The organism is Imperialibacter sp. (genome assembly GCF_048007035.1).
In the GTDB taxonomy this organism is placed as follows: domain Bacteria; phylum Bacteroidota; class Bacteroidia; order Cytophagales; family Cyclobacteriaceae; genus Imperialibacter.
On the sequence record NZ_CP180355.1, the window covers coordinates 5,839,448 to 5,856,705 of the forward strand.

A 17,258-nucleotide genomic window follows, 5' to 3' on the forward strand; every position below is an offset into this window, starting at 1 on the left:
GAGCTTTAAGAAAAGGAAATGATGAAGGTGGTGCCTTTTCCTGGCTCACTCTCAGCAGTAATGGAGCCTCCCAAGGCCTCTATTTGCGTTTTTGTCAGAAAAAGACCGACTCCTTTCGCTTCATCATTGCCATGGAACGTTTTGTTTAATCCGAAAAGTTTGTCACCGAATTTGTCCATATCGATGCCCAGACCATTGTCGGAGAATTTCAGGATTACCTTTCCGTTTTTACTTGTTGAAAAAATTGACACCTCAGGCTTTCTCTTTGCCGACCGGTACTTAACAGCGTTGGTAAGCAAGTTGAGGAAAATGCTCTCCATGTAGCTGCGGTTGTATTGTATTTCGGCCACAGTGGAAAAATCACTTTTAATGGCTATTTCCGACTCTTCTATCTGAACTGTGATGATTTCCATTGTCTTTCTAAGCACTTCGTCGAAGCTGACAGGCTCCAGTATATTGGCATCCTCTGTTTTTATTTTTAACGTGTTAATTAATGTGTTTAGCGTAGAGGAAAGGTGCTCGATAACGATTTCAAATTTGCTGAATATCAGCTCTTTTTCTTCCTTTTCCTCTGAAATCTCATACAGATGAAGTAATGACGTAAGGTTGCCAACGGGAGATCGCAGGTTGTGCGATATAATGTGCGTGAAATTAGTGAGTTGGGAATTTTGCTTGGTCAGTCGTTCGGCAAGAATTTCCAGGTTGTTTTTCGCCTCTAGTAGCTTTTTCTGATCCTCAACCCTTTCAGTAATGTTAGTGGCAATACCGATGAAGCCAGAAATTTCCTCCGTCTGGTTCCTAAGCGCTGTGACAATAAGTTGAACCGGGAATTTCGATCCGTCCTTTCTTACGTAGGTCCACTCCCTGGACTCGTGGTTACCCTGTTTGGCTAGTTCAACGAACGTATCAAACCCACTGATTTCCCGGCCAAACAGTGTTGTCAACTCGGTGCTCCGTTTCAGTACTTCTTCTTCAACATGAATTAGTTGGGGTGTCTGTAGCCCTACCATTTCTTCGGCTGAATATTGTAGCATTAGCTCTGCACCACGGTTGAAGTGGGTGATTGTTCCATTCTTGTTTGTGCCAATGATGGCGATGGGGCCGGTATTAAAGATGGCATTAAGCTCTTCGTTGGCTTTATGAAGCGCTTCTTCCGCCAGTTTTCTGTCGGTAATGTCCTCTATCATTCCATATCGCTTCACGCAACGCCCATCAGCAAACTCAGCTTCTCCGATAATTCTTAACCACTTTTGGTTTCCCTTGGCGGAAATTACCTCTAGGTCGAGGTCATAGGGATTTCCTGTTGTTGCAAGTTCTTCAGTGGCCGCCAGCAGCTTGTTTCTGCTTTCCTGCCCGTAGTAGTTGATGATAGCGTCTTTGTCGGGCCGGGTGCTCCGGGGGAGGTCAAAAATATCATTGGCAATGTCGTCCCAGATGGTGATTCCCCGGTCAACATCAAACTCCCAGGTTGACACTTTTGCTATTTGATTTGTTTTTTCCAGAATGTATTCAACTCTCTTTTTTTCGACATCCCTGAGCTTAGACTGTGTTATGTCGGCCGTGTACATGAGCAAGCCACCAATTTTTCCTTCAGAAATATACCAGGGACGAATATCCCAGGTAATCCATTGCTCAGTGCCGTCAGCCCTTTTAAAACACGCCTCCTCGCAAGTGTTGATTGCTCCTGCCAGGCACTCTTTATGAATTCTCTTCCAATCATCCCCGATTTCCGGAAAAATTTCGTAGTGCGAGTGTCCCAGAATGTCCCGACCCGATAGATCGTAGTCGTCTATCCATTTCCTGGATGCAGCCATATAACGAAGCTCAGTGTCGAACATCGCAATGGCATTGGGCGATTGATCCACAAAAATTTTGTTTCGCTCGTTGCTTGCATTTACCTCTCCTTCAACTCTCTTTCGCCAGGAAATGTCCCTGATGGCTGCCGACACAAACATTCCTTCAGGCAGCTCGATAGGGCTGATGCTAATCTCAACCGGAAATTCAGTGCCATTTTTTTTCAACCCAAAAAGTTCAAGCCCTTCGCCCATGGGCCTGGCGTGAGGATTGGCAAAGAACCCGGAGCGCTGGCCTGGGTGAGCCTTTCTGAAGCGTTCTGGGATAAGAGTTTCAATTGGGCACCCTAACAAGGTATCTCGTTTATATCCAAAAAGCTCCTCGGTCATGGAATTTACCATATTGATAATCCCATTTTTATCCACCATCACCATTGCGTCAGGAGCACTTTCTAACAAACCTCTGAACTTCATTTCTGAGGCACGCAATTCCTCTTCCGCTTTTTTTCGCCAGGAAATGTCCCTGATGGCTGCCGACACGAACATGCCCTCCGGCAACTCGATCGGGCTGATGCTAATTTCAACCGGAAATTTAATGCCGTTTTTTTTCAACCCAAAAAGTTCAAGCCCTTCGCCCATGGGCCTGGCGTGAGGGTTAGCAAAGAATCCGGAGCGCTGGCCGGGGTGAGCCTTTCTGAAGCGTTCCGGGATCAGTATTTCTATTGGTTTGCCAAGCAATTCATCTCTGGTGTAGCCAAAAAGCTTTTCGCACATAGCGTTCACCATGTTGATGCTGCCAGTTTCATCCACCAATACTATGGCATCAGGAGCGCTTTCCAACAGACCTCGAAATTTAAGCTCGGAAGATTTTAGTTCGCTTTCCAAACTTTTTGCTTCGGTGATATCGATTATATAAGCAAAAAAGCCTTTCACTTCGCCATTAGAAACGTCTGGATAGTAGTTGGCCTTTACGTGACGTGTTTCTCCCGATGGAACTGTGGTCTCTCTTTCAAATTGCTGAGCAAGGCCTTCAAGTGCCCCTGTTATAAAAGGTAGGTTTTGTTCGTAAAATGGGCCTAATAATTCTTGCAATGTTACTTTGTCCACCATTTGCTCCAGACTCATGCCTATCCACTCTCTGTAGGCGTTGTTGGCAAACCTGCAAATTTGGTCTTTGTCCCAATAGACAAGCATTGCTCCAATATGATCTGCAACTAACGATTTCAAATTGTCGGCAGTCTTCATTTCACGATCGAAGGATTTTTTTGGCATAAATACTTTTTACACTACCAGAGCTCTGTGTTAAGACAACTTTACAAGACCTCTATTGAATTCTGGGCGAAGGTGTAGAGCAAAGGAACACCTAAGCAACATAGAGACTATCTATGGGGGATGATTGTTATAAATATAGGAGAATATACTGTTATGTCTTATTGAAACACTCAATTACCGATCTTAACCATCGTAGGACAGGCGTTTTCACAGGTACCGGCAAATCCTTTTACCCTTCAAGTTCTGCTCTTCAAGGAGTAGTTTATTGTCAATTTGCTATTTTCGGGACAAGTTCATCTGATGCGATATGCACGATTCCGAAATAGACACCTATGCAGCTAAGGCAGTCGGCAACGTTCAACTTTTGGAGGCAGGACAACGCAGTGCCTGTATTTACTGATCACACTCTTTGCCAATATATGGGAAGCAAAGGGGCGGTGGTTCCCGCACACATCACGGGATTGGGGGTAGCGGTGGTAATGAGCGGTGAGGCAACGTTTCGGATTAATAGGGAGGTGATAGCAATAAATGAGGATAGCTTTCTGGTGGTTAACAAAGGAAGCGAGCTGTCGTTTGAGCTGGAACGGGACGATACCCTGGTCGCCTTGCTGTACTTTGACGCAACACTTTCAAAGCTGTTATGGAACGGACTTCTGAAAAGCGGCGATGAAACCGCCGGTTGGTCACCGGTTGGTGAAGAGGATTTTTCGCTCGTGGAGCACGTACATTTCATGAATGCTTCGCTCAGACAACAGTTTCAACTCCTGATGGAGCTTGGAAACAGTTGTGCTTCTTTTCACTCTTTAAAAGCCGACATGGTAGTGCGGTCCATATTGGATAGCCTGATAGGTGAGAACCAAAATGCACTTCAAATTTCCAGGGAGCTCAAAGTTGTGAAGACTGTCACTAAAATAGTGCTATACAAGCGATTGGCTGTCGCCCGGGAATGGATGGCGAATAACCTTCAGCAGGCTGTTGACTTGCAACAAGCAGCTGACGTAGCCATGCTCGATAAACAGCATTTCCTCAGGCTTTTCAAGAGAGCCTATCAAATTACACCCCACCACTTTTTGACCACAATGCGGTTAGAGAGGGCAGAGAAACTATTGGAAGAGACGGATCTGCCGGTTTCTGAGATTTGTCAGGCGGTAGGCTTCGATAGTGTTCCTTCGTTCACTAGTCTGTTCAAAAGAGCATATGGTGAATCGCCCGGGCGTTACCGGCGACAAATGAGGCTGCGCTAAAATTCTCCATTTTCGATAAGTCGGAGCGAGTTGGTGAGACTACTTTTGAAAAAAAAAACACAATAAGATGGAAAGAGATCAATGGAGTCAGTTCAAACTGAGGGTAAACATCAACGCCCCGGTAGATGAAGTTTACAACTGCTGGGCAACACCCGGTGGTTTGGAGAAGTGGTTTTTGAGAAAAGCACTATTCAGGGACAAGGCTGGAAAGGAAAAACCAAAGGATGCACTTATTGAAGAAGGTGATACGTATGAGTGGTATTGGCATGGCTATCCTGATAGTGTGGTAGAGAAAGGGACAGTGCTGAAAGCCAATGGTAAAGACCTTTTTAGTTTCACTTTTTCTATGAAATGTCCTGTAACTATCAATATGTACGAGGAAGCTGGCGAGTTAATTGTTCAATTGATCGAAAGCGGGCTGCCTCTGGATGACGACACAGCGATGAAGCATTTTGTGGGTGATTCAAGGGGCTGGATTTTTTACCTGGCGAATTTAAAGTCCGTACTGGAAGGAGGGCTGGACTTGCGAAATAAAAGGATGGAAATCACGAACGTCATTACAGCTTGATCCCAGACTTTGCAGGTATATTTCCGAACGGTGTGAAGAGGATTGGCAGCGAAAGATAATACCGATTCATAGCTGCAACTGACCTATACTTAAAGTAGCTTTGCGCCACAAAATGGCTAACTAACTGCTTTAAAGTATGGGTCTTAACTCCATTCGTCGAATTTACGATCACACCACAGAATATAACATCGTTGCGCTTGAACAGTGCAGGGCAATTTTGCTCTCCCAGTTTCCCTACATGAGCGAAAAGGAAGCCGATGAATTGCTGCACGATGCCGGAGAGCACGCCGTAAAGCCCTACCGATCGGTTGTGATTATTGCCGAGGGAAGGGATAAGCAGGTGCTTGGAGTGGCCATCGCTTCCCATTTTCTGAAGGACAATTTTATATTTCTGGACTTCATCGCTACCAACAAGCACCGCATCAGCGGGGGAATTGGCGGGGCCCTTTATGAGCGCCTGAGAGACGAAGCGCATAGCATTTCGGCTGTAGGGGTGTTCTTCGATTGTTTAACTGACAAGCGGGAGTGGGCCGTTGACGGTGCCGAGCACAAGCAAAACCAGGCCAGGCTGAAATTTTATGAAAAGTACGGAGCACGGCCACTTGAGGGCTTCTGCTATGACCTGCGCCGTGACGATGAGTCCTACTTTTACCTCGTTTTTGATGGGTTAGGCAAGAAAGATCACCTTTCAGCTCAGCTTTGCAAGAGTATTGTTTCAGCCATACTGGAAAACAAGGCCAGAGGAAAAGTATCTGATGAATACGTTGGTCAGGTGCTACGGTCGATAAAGGGATCAATTGCGCTACGCCCTTTTAAATATGTTAAATCCGAACCAGTGGAATCTGCCAGGGTTTCTATTCCTGCCGACAAACAAATAGCGCTGGTAGTGAACGAAGGGCACTTGATTCATCACGTGAGGGAAAGAGGCTATCTTGAATCGCCGGTGCGGGTAACTTCCATTTTGAAGGAACTGAGGAAGACCGTCATCTTTAAGGATACGCCAGTCAGGCAGTATCCGGACAGCCATATTGAGGCAGTACATGACAAGCAATACCTCAAATTTCTTAAAAAGATTTGTGAATGGATCGGTGAAACCACTACCATGTATGGCGATGTCTTTCCCATCAGAAATGCAGCCAGGCTTCCGAAGGACATTGAGCTTCAAATAGGCTACTATTGTATCGACACCTCTACACCACTCAATGCTAATGCCTACAAGGCTGCCAGAGGTGCCGTGAACTGTGCACTCACTGCCGCTGATGTCGTTTTGAGCGGGCAACCTATGGCCTATGCCCTGGTGAGGCCTCCGGGGCATCACGCCGAGCGGAAATATTTTGGCGGCTTTTGCTACCTGAACTCCAACGCAGTGGCGGCGCATTACCTGAGCAAAAACGGTAAAAAAGTGGTGATCCTCGATATTGACTATCACCATGGTAATGGCCAGCAGGACATATTCTATCATAGGTCTGATGTTTTTACAGTCTCTATTCATGGCGATCCAGAATACGCCTATCCCAACTTCACCGGGTTTACTGACGAAACTGGCGAAGGGGAGGGCGAAGGGTTTAACCTCAACATCGCTTTGCCCAAGGGTGTAGAGGGGCCGGCCTATCATAAGGCGTTGAAGAAAGCACTTGAGGCCATAAAAAAGTACAAACCAGATTACGTTGTGATAGCACTCGGTCTTGATATCGCTAAGGGCGATCCCTCCGGCACGTGGTTGCTGTCACCGGACGATTTTGCTATCAACGGTAAAATGATTGCCGCACTCAAGTTGCCTACTTTAGTTATTCAGGAAGGTGGCTACAAGAACAAGGTGCTTGGTGTGAATGCCAGAAGGTTCTTTCAGGGGCTGTGGGAGGGTTACTATTTGAACGAAGGTTAAGCTCCAGGAAAGGTATTGTTTGCTTGTTGTCGTTAGTGAATCTTAATGCGTTCTTTGCGTGAGATAGCATGCAAGCATTCATGTGTTAATGGAATGTATTATTATGCCAAATAATTTGAACACCGTATATTTAGCATTCAATCAGTTGTGTATTTTTCCTATATATTTGAATGAGTCGTTCATTCATGAAGTATCTGCTGTTTTCCCTTTGTCTGGCTCCTTTGTCCTGCCTTGCGCAAAGCGTCGATTTTTCAGTCGATTTTTCGGAAGGCTGTGTCCCACTGACAGTCAATTTTACTGACAAATCCACTGCAAGCCCGATCACTAACTATCAGTGGACTTTTGGCAATGGAAATAGCTCCGTACTTCAAAACCCCAGCGCAGTATATACCGCTTCTGGTACATTTCAGGTGACATTGGTGGCTAAATCTGGCGCCACTACTTTGGGGACTAAAACGATGGACATTGTGGTACATGATAAGCCTTCCATTGATTTTTCGTTTTCCCCTGCTGAGGGGTGCAGCCCGTTGCCAGTGTCTTTTGCTGCTAAGAGCCTAACAGCAGGAAAGACCCTGCAGTCTTTCGAGTGGGTTTTTGGGGATGGCAGCTCCAGCAATGAGGAGGCACCTACGAACACTTACAAAAGCCAGGGCGACTACTCTGTTACACTTGTGGCAAAAGACCAATTTGGCTGCGAAAGCACTGTTTCAAAAAGTGCTATCATCAAGGCCTACGGTATCAAAGCAACTATCGGGGCTGATAAGACCGTTTTGTGCGAAACGCCAGCACAAGTGAGCTTTAGTGCGGCTGTGACCGGCTCAGGTGTGGCCGGCTCGGGCCAGAACGTCGGTTACAAATGGGACTTTGGCGATGGCAGCAGCAGCACAGCTCAAAACCCGCCCCATACCTACTCAACCGCAGGCGATTATAAGGTGACAATGACTGCAACTGATGAAAAAGGCTGCCAGGATACTCAGCAGCTTTCAGTTCTAATTGGCAGCGGTGCTGGTATCTCTTTCACAGCGTCTGCTTCACAGACTTGTGTTGGCAACCAGGTTTACTTCATAGCAACATCTGACAAGGCGATACTCTCCCAACACTGGGATTTTGGAAACGGGAAGACATCCGATGCAGCTTCTCCGGTCACCACCTTCAGCGAGCCGGGCAAATATCAGGTAGTGCTCACGGCCCAGCTACAAGGGCAGGCTTGTGAAGCAAAAACAGTTAAAGAGATCATCGTGGGGGCAGATGCAGCACCGTCGTTTACCGCCCAGCAAAAGTGCTCACTTCAAATCCAGTTTTCGAATAGCTCGACCAACAGTAACCGATGGAGTTGGAACTTTGGTGATGGAATGACCTCGGAAGACGAGTCACCCATTCATGCTTACGCCGCTCCGGGGTTGTATCAGGTGACTTTAACCAGCTATAGCGATGTGGGCTGCGAAGAATCGCTGAGTCAGCAAGTTGAGGTGGTTCATATTGTCGATACAAAGATTCTTCCCGAAGACCAGCAAAGCTGTAGCGAAATTTCGCTGTCGGGCTGCGCACCGTTCACACTTCCGTTTACTTCTGTAACAGAGGCAAGTGAAAGCTACTCTTTACTCTGGACCTTTGGCGACAATACGTCGACTACGGAAGCCAACCCAGTACACGTTTTCGCTCAGCCGGGAACCTATGAGGTTGTGCTACTGGCGACAAGCGCATCTGGTTGCACAAGCCGAAGAGAAGTGGACGTGGTAGTGTCATCTACAGTGCCAACAGCGGCCTTCACTGTCAGCAAGCAGGTTGTTTGTGCCTGGGAACCAATCAACTTCAGGAGCGAATCCCTGAATGCTACTTTTTATTGCTGGGACTTTGGTGACAGCACAGGGACTATTGAAGAGAACCCGGTACATAGTTATGAACGGCCTGGGTTGTACACGGTGAAGCTAAAAGCAAAAAATGCCGGTTGTGAAGACGAGATTGTTAAAACAGAACTAATAGAGGTATTGAACCCTTTTGTTGGTTTTGACTTTTCGAAAAGCTGCGACGATCCTAACACGATTAACATCAGCAACTTTTCAAGTGACTACGATGGCATCACATGGGAGTTTGGCGACGGCACTAAGAGCAACGAAATAGCCCCATCGCACACCTATCCAGGCCGGGGCACTTATACATTGAAAGCTACCGCATTCAACAATGAAACGTCCTGCGTGGTATCGGTCGAGCAGGGAGTAAGCATTTACAACGTTCGGGCCGATTTTTCCACCACCGACACCACGATATGTAAAGGTATTCCTGTTCAATTTAACGATGCATCAACTGATGCCGAACACTGGGTCTGGACGTTTTCTGATGGCACCAGGTCGGATGTCACCAATCCGATTCAAATCTATTATGATGCGGGCTACTTTGGAGCAGAGTTGACTGTTACCGACCCCGACGAGTGTACTTCTACCATAAAAAAAGAAGATGTCATCAGGGTATTGGACATCGACGGTGCATTCAGTTTTATCACAAATAATAAATGTGACTCTCTCGTGGTTGACTTCAAAGACTTCTCCAGAGGATCCCCCGACATAGTCGCCTGGGAATGGAGTTTTGGAGACGGCGACTCGTCAACATTGCAAAACCCCGTACATGCCTACTACGACGAGATGAACTACAATATCGGGCTGACACTGACAAATACTGAAGGCACGTGCTCAATATTCAGAGAAAACGTTATTTCGTTTGTTAAGCCGATTCCCAGGTTCATGACGGAAGCCGATGCGTATTGTGTGAATGATACGTTGACGTTAGAAAACATATCGATGAACGCCGTCGGTTATAGCTGGGAACTCGGAGATGGCAGCACATCCACTGAGCTGGGGCCGGTTGTTTCTTACAAGACGCCGGGCAGTTACACCATCAAGCTTCTTGCGCAGGACGTTGATGGATGCCTGAGCAAAGAACCAGCGATCAAAGAAGTCATTGTTGCGCAGCCGCAGGCTAAGTTCGAGGCTGTCAATACTTTTACCGAATGCCCACCGCTGATCACCACCTTTCAGGATAAGTCGGGAGATGGCATTGCCTCTTACCAGTGGGATTTCGGCGATGGGCAAACATCGGCACTGGCTCAGCCGGTGGTGACTTATCTCATTCCGGGCGACTACTCAGTGTCACTCTCTGTAGTTGATGGGTATGGCTGCACGAGCAGCGTTACAAAAGACACTATAGTCAGCGTAGGCGGCCCCTATGGTTCGCTTGACTTTGATAGTTTGAGTACTTGCGAAGGGTTTGATATACTGTTTGAAGCACATGGCACAAACACATCGACTTACAGATGGGATTTTGGCGATGGAGACGTGGTGGATACGCAAAGCAGTTCTATAAACAGAGCATATGATGAAGCTGGGAACTATTTTTTAAACCTGGTCTTCATCAATTCACAAGGCTGCACTGTGCCCTATCAGGTGTCACCTGCCATCGCCGTGGCACCCGGGCCCGAGTCCGACTTTACAATCAGTGAAATGTACCCTTTCACCCATGAGGAAGTGGTAGTCTCTGTGACGGAGGACTCAGATAGTTTGGGGTACTTCTGGTTGATTGATGGCATAGAGTGGGAGGGGAATGAAGTGGCCGTTTCCTTCGAAAACTATGGAGACAACGATGTGACGCTTTTTACAAAAGACACCGTGGGATGCGGCTCTGCTGTTGTCCATTCGTTTTTTGTGCAAGAGGAAGTCACCGATCTCCCCAATGCATTTTCTCCAAACAACGACAGTTTCAATAACTCTCTTTACCTGCCTGGCGTGGAAAACGGCTTATGGACACTTGAAATTTACTCAAGGTCGGGCAACCAGGTCTTTCGCAGGGAAGGATATGTAAATGACTGGGAGGGAGGAGAACTGGCCGCCGGTGTTTACTTCTATCAACTTGCCAACGAGCTGCGGCCTGAAAAAAAGGTGAAGGGCTACCTTCACCTTGTCAGGTAATACTAAAGGTGGACGGTAAAGGCGCTGCCCTGTTATACTCTACTGCCGTGAATCACTGTCAGCAACCACTTGAATTTTTCTTTTGCTCTTTCTGAACTAAAAGCCAAAGCTTGCGTTAACAAAAATGTTAAACAAAAAAGTAAAGAGCTTTCGTTCATGAAAATCGAAGAAGCACAGACTGAGCAGGTGATCAAAGCGAAGGCCAAAGAGCTGTTTTTTAAGAAAGGGCTGATCAAAACAACTACGCAGGAAATTGCTGACGCTGCTGGGGTGAACAGGGCTTTGATCCATTACTACTTCAGGTCGAGGGAGCATATGCTGAGTATTCTGCTAGACGAAGCGATGGAAGAAAAGCGAGAACGGGTAAAAAACATTCTGTCATTCGACCTGCCGTTTAGGGAAAAGATAGCCAGGTACATTGATGCGATCATTACTTACAACATGACGTATCCATACCTGGAAAACTTCATCATCAGCGAAACGGTAAGAAACAAGGATAGAACTGAAGCCTATTGCGCCAGGAATCAGTCCCGATCAAGTGACTTGATTCGTGATCAGCTCGCCGAGGAAATCCAGCAGGGAAGGCTGGCGCCCATTACGCCCGAACATTTTTTGGTTAACCTTATTGCGTTATGCAACTATCCAATGCTGGCTAAGCCTATTTTAAGAACTATTCACGGCATGACGGAAGAGGCTTACCACGAATTTTTGCTTGAACGAAAACAGGTTATTTATATGACCATTTTTAATGAAGAAATGCCATCAGTTAGCTAGTGACTTCTTCTTCAACCAGTAACTTATTAATAAACTTTTAAGAACAAATTTGAGTATGCAGCTTTTTCTACGGAAAGCACATTTGTTTCAAAAAGCATCCATCAGGATGTCGATGCTGACATTTGTGTTCATTTTATTGAATACCTCTTTATCGACGGGCCAAAGCGGCGACCCGCTGGAGGTAGCTACCCTTGACAAGGTGGTAGAATATGCCCTGGCACACCAGCCGAACGTGCAGCAGGCCCAGATTGACGAAGAAATTACCGACAAGGCTATCAAAGGGAAGCTGGCCGACTGGTATCCTCAGGTCAATTTTACCTATAACTATCAACGCTTCATCGATCTGCAGTCAAGCGTAATAGGAGGAAACCTGATCAGGTTTGGCGTTAACAATACGTCATCAGCGCAGTTCAGTGCTACGCAGGCTGTCTTCAACAGAGATGTGTTATTGGCCAGTAGCACAGCTTCCCAGGTGCGAAGTCAGGCTGGCCTCAATACCAGCCGCAGTAAGATTGATGTGGTGGTGAATGTGACCAAAGCATTTTATGATGCCCTGGCCATGATGCAGCAAATTGAGGTAAGCGAGGAGTCAATCGTCAGGCTGGAACGGAGTCTGAAGGATGCCCAAAGCCGGTATAATTCTGGTGTGTCGGATAAAACGGACTACAAAAGAGCCACTATTTTGCTGACCAACGCCAAAGCCTCTTTGAAGACGAATCAGGAGCTGCTTAAGTTCAAGCAAGAGTACCTGAAAACGCTGATGGGCTATCCCCTTGATCAGAACCTGCCGGTGCAATATGATCCGCTTTTGATGGAAGAGGAAATAGCCCTCGATACAACCCAAGAGGTGAACTATGCTGATCATATCGACTTTAAGATCATGCAGTCACAGAAAAACCTTCAGGAAGCCAACGTGAAGTACAGCAAATGGGCTTTTTTGCCTTCTGTTAGCTTGTTTGGTAACTATAACCTTAACTATCAAAACAATAACTTCAGCGATTTGTACAACACAAAGTATCCGTTTTCTTTTGTTGGGGCTTCGCTGGCTCTGCCAATTTTACAAGGAGGCAAGAGGTTAGTGAAAATTCAGGAGGCTAATTTGTCGAACAGTCGATTAGACCTTGGACTGAAAAACCTGAAAAGTAATATCAATACTGAGTACACCAGGGCACTGGCTTCCTACAAAAGCAATCTGGCACTCTATCAGGCACAAAAGGACAATGTTGAACTTGCTGAGGAAGTCTATGACATCATTCAGCTTCAATATCAAAGTGGTGTAAAAACCTACCTCGAAGTCACTATCGCAGAGAGTGACCTGAGAACAACCCGCATCAATTATTACAATGCCCTGTATATGGTGCTTGCCAGCAAAATGGATGTGCTGAAAGCCCTGGGCCAAATCAATTATTAATTCTTTTAATTACTCAACCATACATGTCAGTGAATAAAATTTACATCTTTTTTGTCTTTGGCTTACTGCTAATCGCCGCAGGATGCGGAAGTAACAATCAACAAGGAAGGCCGGCACGGGGCCCGGTTGCCGTTACCGTGCAAGAGGTCAACTATGCAATCGCACCTTTTTATGAAGAATACCCGGCTACTGTGAAGGCTTTGCAGGAAGTTGAGCTTCGTCCACAGGTGAGTGGTTATATCACGGGAATCTTCTTTAAAGAAGGTGACAAAGTAAAAAAAGGGCAGAAGCTCTACACCATCGATCAGCAGCAGTCGCAGGCGGCATATAGCCAGGCATTGGCAAACCTGGCTGTGCAGGAGGCTAATCTCGACAAAGCAAAAAAGGATTTTGAAAGATATAAAGAGCTTGAAAAAGACGATGCGATTGCCAAGCAGCAGGTAGATTATGCTGAATCGGCCTACACCTCAGCCAAGCAACTTGTAGAAGCAGCGAAAGCCACTGTGAACAGCGTGCAAACCAATGTGCGCTACTCAACGATTGTGGCGCCATTTGACGGAACCATTGGCATTTCAGCAGTAAAGCTTGGTGCGTCGGTAACGCCAGGCCAAACGCTGCTTAACACTATTTCTTCCGATGATCCCATGGCAGTGGATGTAGTTATAGATCAAAGTAAAATTGGTGGCTTTAGCCAGATATTGGCGAAAGGCAGTGATAACGCCGCCGATTCCACTTTCAGACTGGTGCTTGACAAGTCTTTGTACCCGCATTTTGGAAAGCTAAGCTTTATCGACAGGGCGGTAGATCCACAAACGGGCACCATCAAAATTCGGGTGGAAATGCCAAACCCAGAGCACATGTTACGCCCGGGAATGAGTGGCAGTCTGCAAGTGCTGTCGAACGTGTCCGGCAAATCCATCACCATACCTTTCAAAGCCGTGACAGAGCAGCTGGGCGAATTTTTTGTCTACGTGTCTGACGGCAGCAAGGTGTCGCAAAGGCGGGTGAAGCTGGGGAAACAAATTGGCAGCAACGTCGTCGTTGCCGATGGTTTGAAGCAAGGAGAGGTAATTGCAGTAGAGGGTGTTCAGAATCTTAGAGAGGGAGCCGCCATCACCGTTGCCTCACCTGCCGCAGCGAAGTAAATAATTCAACCAGAATCTATTCAATCAAGAAAAAATGGTCGCAGATGTTTTTATAAAAAGACCCGTAACCGCCATCGTCATATCTATCGTGATTGTGCTGGTTGGTCTAATTGCGATGAGCACATTGCCCATCTCCCAATATCCCGATATCACACCTCCAACTGTTGCCGTAAACGGCGTTTACATAGGAGCTGACGCTGAGACGGTGGAGCAAACCACCACCACTGCCATTGAAACGCAAATCAACGGTACGCCTGGCATGACGTACATGTCGAGCAACAGCACCAGCAGCGGAGTGAGTGGCGTCACCGTCACATTCGATATAGGTACTAATATTGATATTGCTACGCTCGACGTCCAAAACCGGGTAAGTGTGGCTGAGCCCACCCTTCCTGAGATTGTAAGGAGGTTGGGACTTACGGTGCGCAAAAGGAACCCGAGCATTTTTATGGCGCTCGGCCTATACTCTCCAGAAGGCACACATGATGCTACTTTCCTTGGCAACTTCGCCAATATCTACATGAAAGATGCCCTCCTTCGGGTAAAGGGAGTGGGAGATATCTTTTCAGTGGGCGACGATTTTGGTATGCGTATTTGGTTAGACCCTCAAAAACTGGCTAACCTCAAGATTACCCCGGCTGAAGTGAATGCAGCCCTGCAGGAACAAAATCTTCAGATTTCGGCAGGAACAATTGGCAGCACGCCTCAGGCTTCGACCCAAACATTTGAGTTTAATATACTGACAAACAGCAGGATAAGCACGGTTGAAGACTTTGAAGATATTGTGGTGAAAACCAACCCTGTCACGGGAAATATGGTTTACCTAAAGGACATTGCCAGGGTAGAGCTGGCCAAGGCCAGCTATGGTAACCACCCCTTTGTGATGGGTAAGCCAGCCTCATTTGTGCTGCTTTATCTCGAGCCGGGTGCCAATGCGCTGGAAGCAAACAAGGGCGTGCGGGAAACGCTTGCGCAGCTTAAAGCCAATTTCCCCAAAGACGTGGATTATCTGATTCCGTTGGAAACAACCTCTGTTGTGGAAGTATCACTTAAAGAAGTGGCTTTTACGCTGATGGAAGCCATGATTTTGGTGATTCTGGTGGTGTTCCTCTTTCTTCAGACCTTCAGGGCCACTTTGATTCCCATCCTGGCGATCCCAGTGTCGCTGATTGGCACATTTATCTTCTTCATTCCCTTTGGCTTTACGATTAATACGCTTACCCTGTTTGCGTTCGTGCTTGCCATTGGAATTGTGGTAGACGATGCCATTGTGGTGGTGGAGTCGATTCAGCACAATATGGACACGCACAAGCTTTCAGCGAAGGATGCTACCATCAAATCGATGAAGGAAATCTCTGCACCTGTAATAGCCATTGCATTGATTCTGGCTGCGGTGTTTGTTCCGGTTGGCTTTGTTCCGGGAATAATTGGAAAACTTTATCAGCAGTTTGCTATTACCATTGCTATTTCGGTGTTGATCTCTGCCTTCGTTGCTCTGTCTTTGACGCCGGCGTTATGTATGCTGCTGTTGAGGCCATCTGATCAGTCAAAAAGCAAGAAAGGCCTGGAGTGGTTCTTCAGCCGTTTCAACCGCTGGTTCGACAAAGTGGCGGGTTCGTATACAAACGGGGTGAGAAGGTGGATCAAGGGAACTCCGTATGTGCTGGTGATGATGATTTGCCTCTTCGTTGGGCTTTTCTTTCTGTTCCAAAATAAATCGACAGGCTTTATTCCTACTGAAGACGAAAAACGCTTTTATGTGACCTATGAAATGGCAGAAGGCACCTCCACGAATCGCAGTATTGAAATGCAGCTGGAGCTTCAAAAGCGCATCATGACCCTGCCATCGCTGGAGGTAGTAGGGGGGCTGGCTGGACTGAACATTCTAACTTTTTCTAACAAATCGAACGTCGGAACACTGTTTGTAAACTTAAAGCATTGGGACGAGCGTGATCCGGAAACGGAGAGTGTGGAAAAAATTATTGGGCAGGTCATGGCCATGACTTCTGATATCAAGGAAGCAAGGGTGCTGGCGATTGCACCTCCGCCTATTCCTGGTCTTGGAAGGTCTTCAGGATTCACTTTTGAGCTCTTGCAGACCAGCAGCCCCGACGATATCTTCGGTTTTGAGGCGACCATGCAAAAGTTTATTGCGGCAGCCAATCAGCGACCTGAGATAGCCGCCGCCTACTCGTTCTTTTCGGCTCGCACACCAGCTTACCAGGTCGATCTTGACAAGGAAAAGGCAAAAAAGATGGGCGTTAACGTGGCCCAGGCCTATGGTACATTGTCGACTTTGCTGGCAAGCAGCTACGTGAACGATTTTAATATTTATGGAAGAAACTTTAGAGTGGTAACCCAGGCCGATACTGTCTATAGAAAAGACATCGATGACATCGGTAAGTACTTTGTGAAAAACAGCATGGGTGAGATGGTGCCATTGAGTGCGCTCATTACCACGAAGGTGATAGAAACTCCAGCGCTCATCTCACACTATAATATCTACCGGTCGGCTGAGATTCTCGGCACTTACGCTCCAGGTTATAGCAGCGGCGATGCTATCAAGGCGTTGCAGGAAGTTGCAGCTGAAGTACTCCCAACGGGTTATAGTTATGAGTTTGGTGGCATGAGCTACGAGGAAGTAAAGGCTGGAAACACCCAGAGCATCATATTTCTTGTGTCCATCGTCTTTGTCTTCCTGTTTCTGGCGGCGCTCTACGAAAGCTGGTCGATACCATTTTCGGTGTTGTTTGCCGTGCCCATTGGGGCGTTTGGCTCTATCCTGACGCTGACATTTCTACCAGGACTTACGAACAATATCTATGCTCAGATTGGCTTGATTACGCTGATAGGGCTGGCAGCCAAGAACGCCATTCTGATTGTGGAATTTGCAAAAGAGCGAGTTGACGCAGGGGGGGACATTATAGAATCAACGCTGGAAGCTGTAAGGCTGCGTCTGCGGCCCATTATCATGACGTCGCTGGCGTTCATTTTGGGTGTGCTGCCCCTTGCGATTTCCACTGGTGCAGGTGCTGAAGCCAGAAAAACCATTGGCTGGACGGTGGCAGGAGGGATGGTAGCAGCCAGTTCCCTGGCCATCTTTGTGGTGCCGGTGCTGTACGTGGCTATCTCGAAAATTGCTTACCGGAGGAAAATGAAGAAGGCAGCATTGTAGTTGTCACTTGATTTTATGAGTTACCAAAGCGC

9 protein-coding genes are annotated in these 17,258 nt (G+C 47.0%); 8 read left to right on the forward strand and 1 reads right to left on the reverse strand.

The window, feature by feature from the left end; translation table 11 throughout:
- Window positions 1–5 precede the first annotated feature (5 nt).
- A complete protein-coding gene (locus ACMVP2_RS24940; RefSeq protein WP_416865575.1) occupies window positions 6–3,065 on the reverse strand; it encodes a PAS domain S-box protein in 3,060 nt (1,019 codons plus the stop codon).
- A 332-nt stretch (window positions 3,066–3,397) separates the two neighbouring features.
- Here ACMVP2_RS24940 and ACMVP2_RS24945 point away from each other — a divergent pair, with 332 nt between their 5' ends.
- The 8 genes from ACMVP2_RS24945 to ACMVP2_RS24980 all read left to right on the forward strand — a co-directional run bounded on the left by ACMVP2_RS24945 (window position 3,398) and on the right by ACMVP2_RS24980 (window position 17,226).
- On the forward strand, window positions 3,398–4,309 hold the full coding sequence (locus ACMVP2_RS24945) for a helix-turn-helix domain-containing protein (RefSeq protein WP_416865576.1): 912 nt from the start codon (window positions 3,398–3,400) through the stop codon (window positions 4,307–4,309).
- A 67-nt stretch (window positions 4,310–4,376) separates the two neighbouring features.
- A complete protein-coding gene (locus tag ACMVP2_RS24950; RefSeq protein ID WP_416865577.1) occupies window positions 4,377–4,877 on the forward strand; it encodes an SRPBCC family protein in 501 nt (166 codons plus the stop codon).
- A 136-nt stretch (window positions 4,878–5,013) separates the two neighbouring features.
- Window positions 5,014–6,762, forward strand: coding sequence for a hypothetical protein (locus ACMVP2_RS24955; RefSeq protein WP_416865578.1), 1,749 nt, complete (start codon window positions 5,014–5,016; stop codon window positions 6,760–6,762).
- Window positions 6,763–6,932: 170 nt separating this feature from the next.
- A complete protein-coding gene (locus ACMVP2_RS24960; protein WP_416865579.1) occupies window positions 6,933–10,721 on the forward strand; it encodes a PKD domain-containing protein in 3,789 nt (1,262 codons plus the stop codon).
- A gap of 156 nt (window positions 10,722–10,877) precedes the next feature.
- Window positions 10,878–11,495, forward strand: a complete 618-nt coding sequence (locus ACMVP2_RS24965; protein WP_416865580.1) for a TetR/AcrR family transcriptional regulator — start codon at window positions 10,878–10,880, stop codon at window positions 11,493–11,495.
- A 55-nt stretch (window positions 11,496–11,550) separates the two neighbouring features.
- The gene (locus tag ACMVP2_RS24970) at window positions 11,551–12,906 is read left to right on the forward strand and encodes a TolC family protein (RefSeq protein ID WP_416865581.1); all 1,356 of its coding nucleotides are present in this window, start codon (window positions 11,551–11,553) and stop codon (window positions 12,904–12,906) included.
- 23 nt (window positions 12,907–12,929) lie between these two features.
- Complete coding sequence (locus ACMVP2_RS24975) at window positions 12,930–14,051, forward strand: efflux RND transporter periplasmic adaptor subunit (RefSeq protein ID WP_416865582.1); 1,122 nt, start codon at window positions 12,930–12,932, stop codon at window positions 14,049–14,051.
- Window positions 14,052–14,085: 34 nt separating this feature from the next.
- Window positions 14,086–17,226 carry an efflux RND transporter permease subunit gene (locus ACMVP2_RS24980; RefSeq protein ID WP_416865583.1) on the forward strand — a complete coding sequence of 1,047 codons (3,141 nt, stop codon included), beginning with the start codon at window positions 14,086–14,088 and terminating at the stop codon, window positions 17,224–17,226.
- Window positions 17,227–17,258 lie beyond the last annotated feature (32 nt).

Coding starts and splice junctions, on each gene's coding strand:
- ACMVP2_RS24945 (WP_416865576.1), top strand. CDS start 3,398: ATGCAGCTAAGGCAGTCGGCAACGTTCAACTTTTGGAGGCAGGACAAC.
- ACMVP2_RS24950 (WP_416865577.1), top strand. CDS start 4,377: ATGGAAAGAGATCAATGGAGTCAGTTCAAACTGAGGGTAAACATCAAC.
- ACMVP2_RS24980 (WP_416865583.1), top strand. CDS start 14,086: ATGGTCGCAGATGTTTTTATAAAAAGACCCGTAACCGCCATCGTCATA.
- ACMVP2_RS24965 (WP_416865580.1), top strand. CDS start 10,878: ATGAAAATCGAAGAAGCACAGACTGAGCAGGTGATCAAAGCGAAGGCC.
- ACMVP2_RS24940 (WP_416865575.1), bottom strand. CDS start 3,065: ATGCCAAAAAAATCCTTCGATCGTGAAATGAAGACTGCCGACAATTTG.
- ACMVP2_RS24955 (WP_416865578.1), top strand. CDS start 5,014: ATGGGTCTTAACTCCATTCGTCGAATTTACGATCACACCACAGAATAT.
- ACMVP2_RS24970 (WP_416865581.1), top strand. CDS start 11,551: ATGCAGCTTTTTCTACGGAAAGCACATTTGTTTCAAAAAGCATCCATC.
- ACMVP2_RS24975 (WP_416865582.1), top strand. CDS start 12,930: ATGTCAGTGAATAAAATTTACATCTTTTTTGTCTTTGGCTTACTGCTA.
- ACMVP2_RS24960 (WP_416865579.1), top strand. CDS start 6,933: ATGAGTCGTTCATTCATGAAGTATCTGCTGTTTTCCCTTTGTCTGGCT.